The sequence below is a fragment of the Pseudomonas sp. B21-028 genome (genome assembly GCF_024749045.1).
In the GTDB taxonomy this organism is placed as follows: Bacteria; Pseudomonadota; Gammaproteobacteria; order Pseudomonadales; family Pseudomonadaceae; genus Aquipseudomonas.
In genome coordinates this window covers 1513801-1528199 of record NZ_CP087184.1, presented here as the reverse complement: position 1 = coordinate 1528199, position 14399 = coordinate 1513801, and the positions used below count along the sequence as shown (strand labels likewise).

Here is a 14399-nt window from a genome sequence, read left to right as displayed (position 1 = left end):
GCGCCGCTTGCGGCTTGACGCTCATTGCGGCCCCCAAGGCACCAGCCAGCGCTTTGAGAAGTGAATCAACTGATCGGTCAACAACCCGAGCAACTGCCCACCGTTGCGCCAATGATGCCAGTACAAAGGCACATCGATCGGTTTATCTGCCAGCAACTCCACCAACACACCCCGCGCCAGTTGCTCGCGCATCTGTAGTTCCGGCACCAGCCCCCAGCCAAGCCCCGCTTCGGCCAGGCGCAGGAAACCTTCGGAAGACGGACACAGATGGTGCTCGAAACCGCCTTCGACGCCGAGGGAAGCGAGATAGCGGTGTTGCAGGAAATCATCCGGGCCGAACACCAGGGCCGGCGTGCGAGCCAATTGCTCGGCACGTACGCCATCGGGAAAGTACCGGGCGATGAAGGCCGGGCTCGCCAGCGCCCGGTAGCGCATCGCACCCAGCAAGACGCTGCGAGCCCCGGCCACCGGGCGCTCGCTGGCGCAGACACACGCCGCCACTTCGCCGGCACGCATGCGTTTGAGGCCGACGGTCTGGTCCTCGACCACCAGGTCCATCAACAAGTGATGTTCGGCGCAGAAATCGCCCACGGCCGCCGCCCACCAGGTCGCCAGGCTGTCGGCATTCAGGGCGATGCGCAGGCGTTCGGGCAGACCTTCTTCATCGAGTGCCGGCACCAGGCTTTGCAGATCGCGCTCCAGCAAGCGCACCTGCTGCACATGGTTGAGCAAACGGCGACCGATCTCGGTGGGCGCCGGCGGCGTAGCACGTACCAGCACGGGTTGGCCGACACGCGCCTCCAACAGTTTGATCCGTTGGGAAATGGCCGATTGGGACAAACCCAACACCTGGGCGGCACGCTCGAAGCCGGCCTGTTCCACCACGGCAGCCAGGGCCGCCAGCAGTTTGTAATCGAACATCAGTATTCCTAATGAGCAATCAGCAAGATTTGTTTTTCTTATACAGCCTTCGACCGGAAAATGGCCAGCATCACCTGGAAGGAGCGAGCCATGTCTGGCGAAATATCATTGAACACCCTGCTGCGCAGCATGAGTCCGCGGCTCAACGCGGGCGAATACGTGTTCTGTAGCTTGCCCGATGGCCGGATCCCGGCCGACATCGCGATCGTCGGCAGTTTTCTCGAGCGAGAGGGACTGACGGTGATCCTGGAAAAATCCCAGGCGCAAAAGGCCGGACTGGGCTTCGATTATGTCGCCGCCTGGATCACCCTCGAGGTGCACTCGGCCTTGCAGGCCGTGGGCCTGACCGCCGCGTTCGCCACGGCATTGAGCAATGCCGGTATCAGTTGCAACGTGATTGCCGGTTTTTACCACGACCATCTGTTCGTCGGTCACGACGACGCCGGACAGGCCATGGCCGTGCTCCAGCAACTGGCCGCGAACGGGGAGTGAAATCATGTGGCAGAGTTATCTGAACGGGCTGCTGGTGGCCCTCGGGCTGATCATGGCCATCGGCGCCCAAAACGCGTTTGTGCTGGCCCAGAGCCTGCGTCGCGAACATCATTTACCCGTGGCTGCGCTGTGCGTCACCTGCGATGCGCTGCTGGTCATGGCCGGCGTATTCGGGCTGGCGACGCTGCTGGCCCAGAGCCCGTTGTTGCTCTCGATTGCCCGCTGGGGTGGCGCGGCGTTCCTGCTCTGGTACGGCAGCCTCGCCTTGCGCCGGGCCTGTTCGAAGCAGAGCCTGCAACAAGGTGAACACCAGGCCGTGCGCTCGCTGCGGACGGTATTGCTCAGCGCGCTGGCCGTGACACTGCTCAACCCTCACGTCTACCTCGATACCGTGCTGCTGATCGGTTCCCTCGGTGCCCAGCAGAGCGTGCCCGGGGCCTATGTCGTGGGCGCCGCCAGTGCTTCGCTGTTGTGGTTTTTCACCCTGGCCTTCGGCGCCGCATGGCTGGCTCCCTGGCTGGCTCGCCCGAGCACCTGGCGGATCCTCGACCTGCTGGTGGCGGTGATGATGTTCACCGTGGCGGTGCAGTTGATCGTCATGGGCTGATTATTCAAAACCGCTCTGGAACCTCTATCCCACACAGTTGTTGCGTGGTTATGCCGCACCCCCGGTGCTATGATCCGACCCTGCGCCGCAAAGAGTACAAACTCCCCGGCGCTAGTCCGGCCGCCCGTGATCGGCCTTGCGCTCACCGCAACTGACCTGATTAGGAGAATCACCATGGCTTTCGAATTGCCGCCGCTGCCCTACGCACACGATGCACTGCAGCCGCACATCTCCAAAGAGACTCTGGAATTCCACCACGACAAGCACCACAACACCTACGTCGTGAACCTGAACAACCTGGTGCCTGGCACCGAGTTCGAAGGCAAGACCCTGGAAGAAATCGTCAAGACTTCCTCGGGTGGCATCTTCAACAACGCCGCTCAGGTCTGGAACCACACCTTCTACTGGAACTGCCTGGCGCCCAACGCCGGCGGTCAACCTACCGGCGCACTGGCCGAAGCCATCAACAAGGCCTTCGGTTCGTTCGACAAGTTCAAGGAAGAGTTCAGCAAGACCTCCATCGGCACCTTCGGCTCCGGCTGGGGCTGGCTGGTGAAAAAGGCTGACGGCTCCCTGGCCCTGGCCAGCACCATCGGCGCCGGCAACCCGCTGACCAGCGGCGACACCCCGCTGCTGACCTGCGACGTCTGGGAACACGCCTACTACATCGACTACCGCAACCTTCGTCCGAAGTACGTCGAAGCGTTCTGGAACCTGGTCAACTGGAAATTCGTGGCCGAGCAGTTCGAAGGCAAGGCTTTCACCGCCTAAGCTTCGATCCGATGCCAGACAAAGAACCCGGCACCTTGCCGGGTTTTTTTTGCCCTGCGCACATCCCGCTCCGGTTTCTAGCGGATGACCTCACGTCCGAATCCCAACAAAAATTCCTCCGAGGCCTCAAGTTGCGAGCCTCTGCAACCGACACAATGACCGTAGAGCAATCACTCTGGAAAAACCGCATATCGGCCATGTTCCAGGCAAAACCCCTTGTGTTTGATTGTCCCTTTGACTGACATCACAGGATTGCCAATACTCATGGCAACTTGACGCTACCCGCACGGTACAAGGAATCCCTCTTTGAAGCTGGAACTCAAGAACAGCTTGTCTGTGAAGTTGCTCCGGGTCGTGCTCCTCTCGGCATTGATCGTTGGCCTGATATTGAGCTGTGCCCAGATCGTGTTCGATGCCTATAAAACCAACCGGGCCGTCGCCAGCGATGCCCAGCGCATTCTCGATATGTTTCGCGACCCCTCGACCCAGGCCGTCTACAGCCTCGACCGGGAAATGGGCATGCAAGTGATCGAAGGGCTGTTCCAGGACGAGGCTGTCCGCATGGCCTCCATCGGTCACCCGCACGAAACCATGCTCGCGGAAAAGACCCGTCCCTTGCAGCGCTCCGAAAGCCGCTGGCTGACCGACCTGATCCTGGGCAAGGAGCGTACCTTCACCACGCAATTGGTCGGCCGCGGTCCCTACAGCGAATATTACGGCGACCTGAGCATCACCCTGGACACCGCCACCTACGGCCAGAGTTTCATCATCAACTCCGTGATCATTTTCATTTCCGGCATGTTGCGGGCCCTGGCAATGGGCCTGGTGTTGTACCTGGTCTATCACTGGCTGCTGACCAAGCCGCTGTCGCGGATCATCGAACACCTGACGGAAATCAACCCCGATCGCCCCAGCGCCCACAAGATCCCGCAGCTTCGCGGCCACGAACACAATGAGCTGGGCCTGTGGATCAACACGGCCAACCAATTGCTCGCCTCCATCGAACGCAATACACACCTGCGCCACGAAGCGGAAAACAGCCTGCTGCGGATGGCCCAGTACGACTTCCTTACCGGCCTGCCCAACCGCCAGCAGCTCCAGCAGCAACTGGACAAGATCCTGGTGGATGCCGGGCGCCTGCAACGCCGGGTGGCGGTGCTGTGCGTGGGGCTGGATGACTTCAAGAGCATCAACGAACAGTTCAGCTATCAGACCGGCGACCAACTGCTGCTGGCCCTGGCCGATCGGCTGCGGGCCCACAGCGGACGCCTGGGTGCGCTGGCACGACTGGGAGGTGACCAGTTCGCCCTGGTCCAGGCCGACATCGAGCAGCCTTACGAAGCCGCCGAGCTGTCGCAAAGCATCCTCGACGACCTGGAGGCACCCTTCGCCCTGGACGACCAGGAAATCCGCCTGCGCGCCACCATCGGCATCACACTGTTTCCCGAAGACGGCGACAGCACCGAGAAGCTGTTGCAGAAAGCCGAGCAGACCATGACCCTGGCCAAGAGCCGCTCGCGCAACCGCTACCAGTTCTACATTGCCAGCGTCGACAGCGAAATGCGCCGCCGTCGCGAGCTGGAGAAGGATTTACGCGAGGCGCTGGTGCGCGAACAGTTCACCCTGGTCTACCAGCCGCAGATCAGCTACCGCGACTTGCGGGTGGTGGGCACCGAAGCCCTGATTCGCTGGCACCATCCCGAACATGGCTTCGTACCGCCGGATCTGTTCATTCCGCTGGCCGAGCAGAACGGCACCATCATTGCCATCGGCGAATGGGTACTGGACCAGGCCTGCAAGCAGTTGCGCGAATGGCACGACCAGGGTTTCGTCGACATGCGCATGGCGGTCAACCTGTCCACGGTGCAACTGCACCACGCCGAACTGCCCCGGGTGGTGAACAACCTCCTGCAGATGTACCGGTTGCCGCCGCGCAGCCTGGAGCTCGAAGTCACCGAGACCGGCCTGATGGAAGACATCACCACCGCCGCCCAGCACTTGCTGAGCCTGCGCCGCTCCGGCGCGTTGATTGCCATCGATGACTTCGGGACCGGCTATTCGTCCCTGAGTTACCTCAAGAGCTTGCCGCTGGACAAGATCAAGATCGACAAGAGCTTCGTCCAGGACCTGCTCGATGACGAAGACGACGCGACCATCGTCCGCGCCATCATTCAGCTGGGTAAAAGCCTCGGGATGCAGGTGATCGCCGAAGGCGTCGAGACACTCGAGCAGGAAGCCTACATCATTGCCGAGGGTTGCCATGAAGGTCAGGGCTACTACTACAGCAAACCCCTGCCGGCACGGGAGCTGGGCGCTTATCTGAAACAGGCGCAGCGCAGCAAGGCCTCCATTCTCTGACCCTCCAGGATCGCGGGCTTGCCCGCCGGAGCTGGCAAAAGCTCTGGCCGCGTTCGGACGATCTTTTGATTTCCCTTGGGACTCAAGTGCCTGGAAAAAGGTCGCAGTCTCGCTTCGCTCGGCAGCGTCTACCCGTCCGCGTTTACTAAATAAGAAATATTTACAGGCGCAACCCTTTACACATAATGCAAATCTTTCGCATTATGTCGCAGCTTTTGCGCACCCCCGCGCCAGTCCCATCCATTTTCGAAGCAGGATGTTTGCCATGATTCGTATGCCCCTGGCTACCGCCAGTCTGCTGGCCATCGCTATTTCCCTCGCCGGCTGCGGCGAAGGCAAGGACAAGGCCGCCGCGCCGCAAGCGCCAACGCCTGCCGCCAGCACCGCTGCACCAGCCGCCCCTGCGGTTGCCGGTAAACTCGATGAAGCCGCCGCCAAGGCCGTCGTCGCGCACTACGCCGAGATGGTCTATGCCGTCTACAGCGATGCCGAATCCACTGCAAAAACCCTGCAAACCGCCATCGATGCCTTCCTGGCCAAGCCGAACGCCGACACCTTGAAAGCCGCCCGCGCTGCCTGGGTCGCCGCTCGCGCGCCTTACCTACAGAGCGAAGTGTTCCGCTTCGGCAACACCATCATCGACGACTGGGAAGGCCAGGTGAACGCCTGGCCCCTGGACGAAGGCCTGATCGACTACGTCGACAAATCCTACGAGCACGCGCTGGGTAACCCGGGCGCCACCGCCAACATCATTGCCAACACCGAAGTCCAGGTGGGTGAAGACAAGGTCGACGTGAAAGACATCACCCCGGAAAAACTCGCCAGCCTGAACGAGCTGGGTGGTTCCGAGGCCAACGTCGCCACCGGCTACCACGCCATCGAATTCCTGCTGTGGGGCCAGGACCTCAACGGCACCGGCCCTGGTGCCGGCAACCGCCCGGCTTCCGATTACCTGGAAGGCGCCGGCGCCACTGGCGGCCACAACGACCGTCGTCGTGCCTACCTCAAGTCCGTGACCCAATTGCTGGTCAGCGACCTGGAAGAAATGGTCGGCAACTGGAAGCCGAACGTGGCCGACAACTACCGCGCCACCCTGGAAGCGGAACCTGCCGAAAGCGGCCTGCGCAAGATGTTGTTCGGCATGGGCAGCCTGTCCCTCGGTGAACTGGCGGGCGAGCGCATGAAGGTGTCCCTGGAAGCCAACTCGCCAGAAGACGAGCAGGACTGCTTCAGCGACAACACCCACAACTCGCACTTCTACGACGCCAAGGGCGTGCGTAATGTGTACCTGGGCGAATACACCCGCGTCGACGGCACCAAGATGACCGGCGCCAGCCTGTCGTCCCTGGTGGCCAAGGCCGATCCGGCCGCGGATACCGCGCTCAAGGCCGAGCTGGCCGATACCGAAGCCAAGATCCAGGTCATGGTCGATCACGCCAACAAGGGTGAGCACTACGACCAGTTGATCGCGGCCGGCAACACCGCCGGCAACCAGATCGTCCGCGACGCCATCGCCGCCCTGGTCAAGCAGACCGGTTCGATCGAACAGGCTGCCGGCAAACTGGGCATCAGCGACCTGAACCCGGACAACGCTGATCACGAGTTCTGATCAACGCTGGCTGAATGAAAAAGGCGACCTTCGGGTCGCCTTTTTCATTCAGCCACCGAAAAGCCGAACACTGTCTTGTGGCGAGGGGATTTATCCCCGTTCGAGTGCGAAGCGCTCGTCAACAGACTGCGCCTGCTGCACAAAGCGTGGGATTGCTTCGCAAGCCGACGGGGATAAATCCCCTCGCCACAAATAAATCCCCTTCGCCCCAAATAGCCCCCTCACCGCGGGTCTTTGAGATCACATCACGCCAGCTCCGCCAACCGCCCTTCAAGAAACCGTCGCTCCGGCAGTTGCTGTGTCAATTCAAGCGCACGCCGATAAGATGCCCTCGCCTCTTCCACTCGCCCCAATTGCCGGCAGAACTCTGCCCGTGCCGAGTGGGCCAGGTGATAGTCAAGCAAATCGCCCCGCCCCAGGATCGCCTCGATCTGGCGCAACCCGGTCTCCGGCCCATCGCGTTTTGCCAGGGCGACGGCGCGATTGAGTTCGATCACCGGTGACGGCATGACCCGCAGCAGCACGTCATACAGCCCGACGATCTGCGGCCAGTCGGTGTCCTGCGCGGTGGGCGCTTCGGCGTGGACGGCGGCAATCGCCGCTTGCAGGCAATAAGGCCCGAACCGGCGGGTATTCAACGCGGCTTCCACCAGCGCACAGCCTTCGGCAATCAGTTGCGCATTCCACAAGGAGCGGTCCTGTTCATCCAGCAGCACCAGCTCGCCGGTATCCGACGTGCGCGCCGTCCGCCGGGACTCGTGCAGCAGCATCAGCGCCAACAACCCCATAACCTCGGCTTCAGGCAACAGCTCCATCAACAGCCGGGCAAGGCGGATGGCTTCGCGGGTCAGGTCTTCTCGGGTCAACTCGGCGCCCATCGAAGCCGAGTAACCTTCATTGAACACCAGGTAGATCACCCTCAGCACACTGTCCAAGCGTTCGGGCAGTTCCGCACGGGACGGGACCTGGTAGGGAATTTTCGCGTCGCGAATCTTCGCCTTGGCCCGCACGATACGTTGGGCGATGGCCGCGGGGGCAGCGAGGAAGGCACGGGCGATTTCCTCGGTGGTCAGGTCGCAGACTTCCCGCAGCGTCAGCGGCACCTGGGCATCCGCCGCCAGGGCCGGGTGACAGCAGGTGAAAATCAACCGCAGACGATCGTCTTCCACGTCTTCGTCGCTCCAGTCAGACTGCTCAAGCGCCTCGAGCTGGGCGATCAGCATTGGCTGGGACGCCGCGAAACGCGCCCGTCTGCGCAAACTGTCGATGGCCTTGAAGCGCCCGGCGGACACCAGCCAGGCCCTCGGGTTGTCCGGCACGCCATCACGCTGCCAACGCTCGACCGCAATGAAGAAGGCTTCGTGCAGGGCTTCCTCCGCCAGGTCAAAATCCCCCAGCAAGCGAATCAGCGTCGCCAGGATCCGCCGCGAGTCCTGCCGATAGACCTGCTCGACCCGCGTCTTGACCACATCGGCCGACATCAGTCGGGCATGCCTTGGGTGACCAACGCTTCGAGCCGGTCCAGGCTCTGGCCCCAGCCGTCATGGAACCCCATGGCCTCGTGGGCCTGCCGGTCCTCTTCGCTCCAGTGCAGGGCACGGGCGGTGTAGCGGGTTTTGCCGCCCTCCTCTTCAAGCACCACCTCCGCGGTCATGAAGGCCTTGCCGGAAGGCACCCAGCCGGGCACGAACGCATCGGTGAACACCAGCCGCCGCGGGGCGACGATTTCCAGGAATACCCCCATGGTCGGGTACTCGCTGCCGTCGGGCGCACGCATCAGGGTACGAAACTGACCGCCGACCCACAGGTCCATTTCGCACTCCGGCGTGGTCATGCCGTGGGGACCCCACCACTGGACCAGCAGGGCCGGCTCGGTCCAGGCACGGAAAATCTTCTGGCGCGGAGCGTCGATCAGCCGGCTGATGGACAACTCGAAAGCAGCAGGTGTGAGGTTCATGAATCGAATCCTGTTTGTGATGGTTGTTCAGGGGTTCAATTGGCGCACCGGTCGGACTTCGACACAACCGACCCGGGCCGCCGGAATGTTGCCGGCGACCTGGATGGCCTCGTTCAAGTCCTTGGCATCGATCAGGTAGAAACCCGCCAGTTGTTCCTTGGTTTCGGCGAACGGCCCGTCGGTGATCGACAGCTTGCCGCCGCGCATGCGCACGGTGGTCGCGGTCTGCACCGACTCCAGGGCCTCGGCGGCGATCATCCGCCCACTGCCCTGGATCGACTCGGCGTAGGCCATGCACTCGGCGTCCTCCGGGCTGTCGGGCGAGTTGTGCAGCGTTTGTTCGTTGCTATACACCAGGCATAAGTACTTCATGGAAAACTCCGGGATCGAACTGATCAACTATGACGGTAGAAGGACGCGGTGGCGAAAAAACCGACGATCAGGGCTGAAGATCGAATATCGCCGTGCCCGCCATCGGATCGAACGGCGCCGACCAATGTTCATGGACGATCTTCCACTGTCCCGCCATGCGCTGGTAGCAGGCCGTCACGCGCATCCAGCACGCCTGTTCTTCGCCCTTGTCGTTGGTGCCGCCGCAATAGGCCAGCCAATGGGCGAAAGCGATGCTGTCCGCCGCGTTGATCTTGACCTGATGGAAGTCGAACTTGTGCGGGCCGGGGCACATTTCCATGCAGGCCTGCCAATGGGCGCGATAGGCGACCTTGCCCTTGAATTGCAGGGCCTGGATGGCGTCGAACGAGACGATATCGTCGGCATAGAGCGCCATGACTTTTTCAACGTCCTTGGCCATGACAGCCTGACGATAAGTGTCGATCAGGGCCTGGATTTCGGTTTCGGTGGCTTGGGTATTCATGGTGATTCTCCACAGGTTTTTGTTGAAGACACCCTTTGTCGTCTGGGGAAACGGCGAATCGACATCCCGGATAAAAATAATTCAAGAAAGAAAACTCGCTAGAATCCAGCCTCATCCTGCCAGCGGACAACGGACGTTACTGTGACTGCTCAACTTGTCGCCTATGAACATCTGAACACTGTCCAGCGCCAACAGGTGGAAGCCATCGAGCTCCTTCCCGAACAGGTCCGGTTCGCCGGCGATATCCACGGCGCACTGCACATGCTGCTGTCCCGGCCCTGCCCGGGGGTCAAGGGTTTCGCGTGGCTGGTCGACGGCGTGCCGGTGGCGTTCCTGCTGCTCAAGCGTCCCCCCGTGCTGCCCGCCTGGGCCGATGAGCACAGCGCGACCCTGCACGCCCTGCAGGTCGATCACCGGGCCCAGGGCAAGGGCCACGGCAGGGCCTGCCTGCAGGCACTGCCCGCCGTGGCGCGTGCGGCCTGGCCGGAAATCAGGGGGTTGGAGCTCTCGGTGGATGCCGGTAACGAATCGGCCATTGGCCTGTATACCCAAATGGGCTGGATCGACTGTGGCGAGGCCTATAAGGGCCGCATTGGTTATGAGCGGCGGATGGGCTTGATGCTCCAAGGCTCTACCGACTTTTGAGCGGTATCCAGATCTCCAGCGTGCCTTCGCTGGTCCTGGGGTTGAAGTCTTCGCTGTAGCGCTCGAACTCCGGCGCGTCCGCCGCTTCGTGACCCGATTGGGGCAACCAGACATTCCAGATGTAGTGAAAGGTGTCCGGCAGGGTCTTCAATGGCCCACGGTGTTCGAACACCGCATAGTGAGCGGGCTGGATTTCGATCCAGCGGTACTGTTCCGGCAGATCATCGAGCCGACTGATCTCCACGCCGGCGATGTATTCGAACCCGCCCTTCCCGTCCGGGTTGCAGCACACACCGTAGGTGACTTCGCTTTTCTGCCCTGGCACGTTGCCGAGCCAGGGCAGGAACTTTTCCCAGAGCAGGGGGATATCCTGGGCGGTTTCCTGGGTAAAACGGCCGCCAAAACCGGCAATAAGATGAAAATTTCCGTGTTCGAAGCGTGGTCCGGCTGTGCAATCGCTTTGGGGCTTTTCCATGCGTCAACACTCCGCAAAACATGAGGTCGGGCTTGGCAGTATAGAAGCCAAACCGTGATTGCCAGGGCCGTTTCGCTTGTCAGGTCGCTGGAATGACCGTCGCTACAGAAGCCCCTACAAACTCGTTGTAGCCAGAAACGATCACGTAAACGGCGAAATAACAGAAGATCGCAGCGGATGCCCAATAGGAATAACGCAGCAATTTATCCCCCAACAATTTTCCACCCTGGGTCGCCGCCAGGCATAAGCCGGCACTCCACAACAACCCGGCGCAGAGGAAACCGCCGAGGAAAAGTACCGAACTGAGCACGCTGCCACCCCCTGAACGGGCGATGAGCGTGCCGCCCACGGCCGCGAACCAGAGGATGGCGCTGGGGGATGACATGGCCAGGAAAATCCCGCGCAGAAATTCCTGGCCAGAGGAATTGCCCTGCACCTCGCCCGTCTGCTCCAGCACTGCACCGTGATAAATCGCCGAATGGACCATTTTTGCCGCGAAGTACAGCAACAGCACCGAACCGCCGATCCACAGCACCCAGCGCACCGCTTCGTATTGCAGCAACACCGTCATGCCGGCCAGGGCCAGTACCGCGTAGACCAGATCGCCCACGCAGGTGCCCAGGCCCAGGGCGAAGCCCTGGAAATAGCCACGCTGCATGGCGAGGGTGATCATCGCGATATTGGCGATGCCGATGTCCAGACACAGGGAGAGACTCAGCAAAAAGCCGCTGGAAAATTCCATCATCATTCCGTTCGGTTGGGGTATGGCGAATTGAACAGTCCGCACGTATCCCACGCACGGGTCGACAGTGTCGTCGAAAATAGTTGTGCGCCGCCACTGGACAAGCGGCCATTGCGGCCATTATCTTGCGCCGCAGGCCACCGCAGTGGCCAACGTCGCTCGGACGGTTCCGGGCGCTCACGTATCTCGAGGCAACAATGGCCGAACAAGGTTCGCCGCGCCGCTTTGCGCGCATCGATCGACTCCCCCCTTACGTTTTCAATATCACTGCCGAGCTGAAGATGGCTGCGCGTCGGCGCGGCGAAGACATCATCGACTTGAGCATGGGTAATCCCGACGGCGCCACGCCTCCCCATATCGTGGAAAAACTGGTCACCGTCGCCCAGCGTGAAGACACCCACGGCTACTCCACCTCCAAAGGCATCCCGCGCCTGCGCCGCGCCATTTCGCGCTGGTACAAGGACCGCTACGAGGTGGACATCGACCCTGAAAGCGAAGCCATCGTCACCATTGGCTCCAAGGAAGGCCTGGCACACCTGATGCTGGCGACCCTGGACCAGGGCGACACGGTGCTGGTGCCCAACCCCAGCTATCCGATCCACATCTACGGCGCGGTGATCGCCGGCGCCCAGGTGCGCTCGGTGCCACTGGTGCCAGGCGTGGATTTCTTCGACGAACTGGAACGGGCCATTCGCGGTTCGATTCCCAAGCCGAAGATGATGATCCTGGGCTTCCCGTCCAACCCCACCGCCCAGTGCGTGGAGCTGGATTTCTTCGAGCGGGTCATCGCCCTGGCCAAGCAGTACGATGTGCTGGTGATCCACGACCTGGCCTACGCCGACATCGTCTACGACGGCTGGAAAGCACCATCGATCATGCAGGTGCCCGGCGCAAAAGACATTGCGGTGGAGTTCTTCACCCTGTCCAAGAGCTACAACATGGCCGGCTGGCGCATCGGCTTCATGGTCGGTAACCCGGAACTGGTCAGTGCCCTGGCGCGGATCAAGAGCTACCACGACTACGGCACTTTCACCCCGCTGCAGGTGGCCGCCATCGCCGCATTGGAAGGTGATCAGCAGTGCGTGCGCGACATCGCCGAGCAGTACCGCCAGCGCCGCAATGTGCTGGTCAAGGGCCTGCATGAACTGGGTTGGATGGTGGAGAATCCCAAGGCGTCGATGTACGTCTGGGCCAAGATTCCCGAAGCCTATGCGCACCTGGGCTCACTGGAGTTTGCCAAGAAGCTGTTGGCCGAAGCCAAGGTCTGCGTGTCGCCGGGGGTGGGCTTCGGCGAGTATGGGGATGATCATGTGCGCTTTGCGCTGATCGAGAACCAGGACCGGATCCGCCAGGCTGTGCGTGGGATCCGGGCGATGTTCCGGGCGGATGGGTTGGTCGGCAAGACCAGCGCCTGATACACAACCCAATGTGGGAGCGAGCCTGCTCGCGATAGCGGTGGGTCAGTTGCATGAATGCTGCTGACATACCGCCATCGCGAGCAGGCTCGCTTCCACAGTTGTTTGTGCTGGGCCTTTAGACCACCAGCGACAGCAACAGGATAAAGCCCAACCCCACCACCGACAGGATGGTTTCCATCGCCGTCCAGGTCTTGAAGGTTTCGGCCACGGTCATGTTGAAGTACTGCTTGACCAGCCAGAAGCCGGCATCGTTGACGTGAGACAGAATCAACGAACCGGCACCGGTCGCCAGCACCAGCAGCTCACGGTTCACGCCCGGGATCATCCCGACCACGGGCACCACGATGCCGGCACCGGTAATGGTTGCCACGGTCGCCGAGCCAGTGGCGATACGAATCACCGCCGCCACCAGCCACGCCAACAGGATCGGCGAAATCTGCGCACTCACCGCCATGTGACCGATCACGTCGCCCACGCCGCTGGTGACCAGCATTTGCTTGAAGCCACCGCCCGCACCAATGATCAGGATGATCGCGGCGGTGGGTGCGAGGCTGGCGTCCAGCCATTTGAGCATCTGGCTGGAACCAATGCCCTGCTTGTAGCCAAAGGTGTACAACGACAGCAGCAACGCCAGCAGCAAGGCCGAGATCGGGTGGCCGATCATGTCCATCCAGGCGCGAAAGAGATTGCCGTCCGGCAGCGCCACGTCAGCGAAAGTCTTGAGCAGCATCAGGAACACCGGCGACAGTACGGTAATCAGGGTGATGCTGAAGCTTGGCAGTTCGGCGGCGTTTGTTTCGCGGGCCAGTTGGTCCACCAGTTCCTGGTTCGGATGGCCGGGGATGCGCTTGGCAATGAACGTACCGAAGATCGGGCCGGCAATGATGGCGGTCGGCAGCGCGACGATCAGGCCGTAGAGAATGGTCTTGCCGATGTCAGCACCGAACACGCCAATCGCCAGCAGCGGCCCCGGGTGCGGCGGCACCAGGCCGTGGACAGCGGAAAGGCCAGCCAGCAGCGGGATACCGATCTTGATGATCGACACGCCGGTGCGGCGCGCAACGATGAACACCAGCGGGATCAGCAACACGAAACCGATTTCGAAGAACAGCGGGATGCCCACCAGGAATGCGGCGAACATCATCGCCCACTGCACCTTGTCCTTGCCGAAGGCACGGATCAGGGTCTGGGCGATCTGATCGGCCCCGCCCGACTCGGCCATCATCTTGCCGAGCATCGTGCCCAGCGCCAGGATGATGCCGACAAAGCCCAGCACGCCACCGAAGCCGTCCTGGAACGCCTTGATGATGGTGCCGGTCGGCATACCCGACGTCAGACCGAGGAACGCGGCGGCGATGGTCAGTGCAATGAACGGGTGGAATTTGAACTGGGTGATGAGGAGGATGAGTCCGATCACCGTGACCACTGCATCAAGCAGTAGGAACGTCTCGTGGGACATGCCGAACATGGGAGGTGTCTCCTGATTTGTTGTTGTTATTGAAGCAGTTATTTATGGGCCGTCGGGACAGC

15 protein-coding genes are annotated in these 14399 nt (G+C 61.6%); 7 read left to right on the top strand and 8 right to left on the bottom strand.

Going from position 1 to position 14399, the window contains the following annotated elements; all coding sequences use genetic code 11:
• Positions 1-21: 21 nt before the first annotated feature.
• Complete coding sequence (locus tag LOY35_RS06920) at positions 22-927, bottom strand: LysR family transcriptional regulator ArgP (RefSeq protein ID WP_258633490.1); 906 nt, start codon at positions 925-927, stop codon at positions 22-24.
• An 84-nt stretch (positions 928-1011) separates the two neighbouring features.
• Between LOY35_RS06920 and LOY35_RS06915 the strand changes: the two genes are divergently transcribed.
• From LOY35_RS06915 to LOY35_RS06895, 5 genes are all read left to right on the top strand, one after another.
• The gene (locus LOY35_RS06915; protein ID WP_258631649.1) at positions 1012-1413 is read left to right on the top strand and encodes an ACT domain-containing protein; all 402 of its coding nucleotides are present in this window, start codon (positions 1012-1014) and stop codon (positions 1411-1413) included.
• A gap of 4 nt (positions 1414-1417) precedes the next feature.
• Positions 1418-2020 (top strand): LysE/ArgO family amino acid transporter, encoded by a 603-nt coding sequence (locus tag LOY35_RS06910; RefSeq protein WP_258631647.1) that lies wholly within the window; start codon positions 1418-1420, stop codon positions 2018-2020.
• A 174-nt stretch (positions 2021-2194) separates the two neighbouring features.
• On the top strand, positions 2195-2791 hold the full coding sequence (locus tag LOY35_RS06905) for a superoxide dismutase (RefSeq protein WP_024781210.1): 597 nt from the start codon (positions 2195-2197) through the stop codon (positions 2789-2791).
• Positions 2792-3097: 306 nt separating this feature from the next.
• Positions 3098-5149: a bifunctional diguanylate cyclase/phosphodiesterase gene (locus LOY35_RS06900; RefSeq protein ID WP_258631645.1), complete on the top strand. Its 2052-nt coding sequence runs from the start codon at positions 3098-3100 to the stop codon at positions 5147-5149.
• 265 nt (positions 5150-5414) lie between these two features.
• Complete coding sequence (locus LOY35_RS06895) at positions 5415-6758, top strand: imelysin family protein (RefSeq protein WP_258631644.1); 1344 nt, start codon at positions 5415-5417, stop codon at positions 6756-6758.
• Positions 6759-7003: 245 nt separating this feature from the next.
• On the opposite strand, the gene LOY35_RS06890 is transcribed toward LOY35_RS06895, so the two are convergent.
• The 4 genes from LOY35_RS06890 to LOY35_RS06875 form a co-directional block, all read right to left on the bottom strand.
• Entirely contained in the window at positions 7004-8239 is a 1236-nt protein-coding gene (locus LOY35_RS06890) for an RNA polymerase sigma factor (protein WP_258631642.1), read from the bottom strand.
• Positions 8239-8715, bottom strand: a complete 477-nt coding sequence (locus LOY35_RS06885) for an SRPBCC family protein (protein ID WP_041023843.1) — start codon at positions 8713-8715, stop codon at positions 8239-8241. The genes LOY35_RS06890 and LOY35_RS06885 overlap by 1 nt, the downstream gene beginning before the upstream one ends.
• A gap of 27 nt (positions 8716-8742) precedes the next feature.
• Positions 8743-9087, bottom strand: a complete 345-nt coding sequence (locus LOY35_RS06880) for a YciI family protein (protein WP_024781205.1) — start codon at positions 9085-9087, stop codon at positions 8743-8745.
• Between the two features lie 67 nt (positions 9088-9154).
• Positions 9155-9589, bottom strand: a complete 435-nt coding sequence (locus LOY35_RS06875; RefSeq protein ID WP_258631639.1) for an SgcJ/EcaC family oxidoreductase — start codon at positions 9587-9589, stop codon at positions 9155-9157.
• A 141-nt stretch (positions 9590-9730) separates the two neighbouring features.
• Here LOY35_RS06875 and LOY35_RS06870 point away from each other — a divergent pair, with 141 nt between their 5' ends.
• Entirely contained in the window at positions 9731-10234 is a 504-nt protein-coding gene (locus tag LOY35_RS06870; RefSeq protein ID WP_258631638.1) for a GNAT family N-acetyltransferase, read from the top strand.
• Here the strand turns inward: LOY35_RS06870 and LOY35_RS06865 are convergent.
• Positions 10221-10709, bottom strand: coding sequence for a GyrI-like domain-containing protein (locus LOY35_RS06865; RefSeq protein ID WP_258631636.1), 489 nt, complete (start codon positions 10707-10709; stop codon positions 10221-10223). The genes LOY35_RS06870 and LOY35_RS06865 overlap by 14 nt on opposite strands.
• Positions 10710-10788: 79 nt before the next feature.
• Entirely contained in the window at positions 10789-11451 is a 663-nt protein-coding gene (locus LOY35_RS06860; RefSeq protein ID WP_258631634.1) for a LysE family translocator, read from the bottom strand.
• 197 nt (positions 11452-11648) lie between these two features.
• On the opposite strand from LOY35_RS06860, the gene alaC reads away from it, so the two are divergent.
• Positions 11649-12866, top strand: coding sequence for an alanine transaminase (gene alaC / locus LOY35_RS06855; protein ID WP_258631633.1), 1218 nt, complete (start codon positions 11649-11651; stop codon positions 12864-12866).
• 118 nt (positions 12867-12984) lie between these two features.
• On the opposite strand, the gene LOY35_RS06850 is transcribed toward alaC, so the two are convergent.
• Entirely contained in the window at positions 12985-14337 is a 1353-nt protein-coding gene (locus LOY35_RS06850; RefSeq protein ID WP_258631632.1) for a GntP family permease, read from the bottom strand.
• Positions 14338-14399 lie beyond the last annotated feature (62 nt).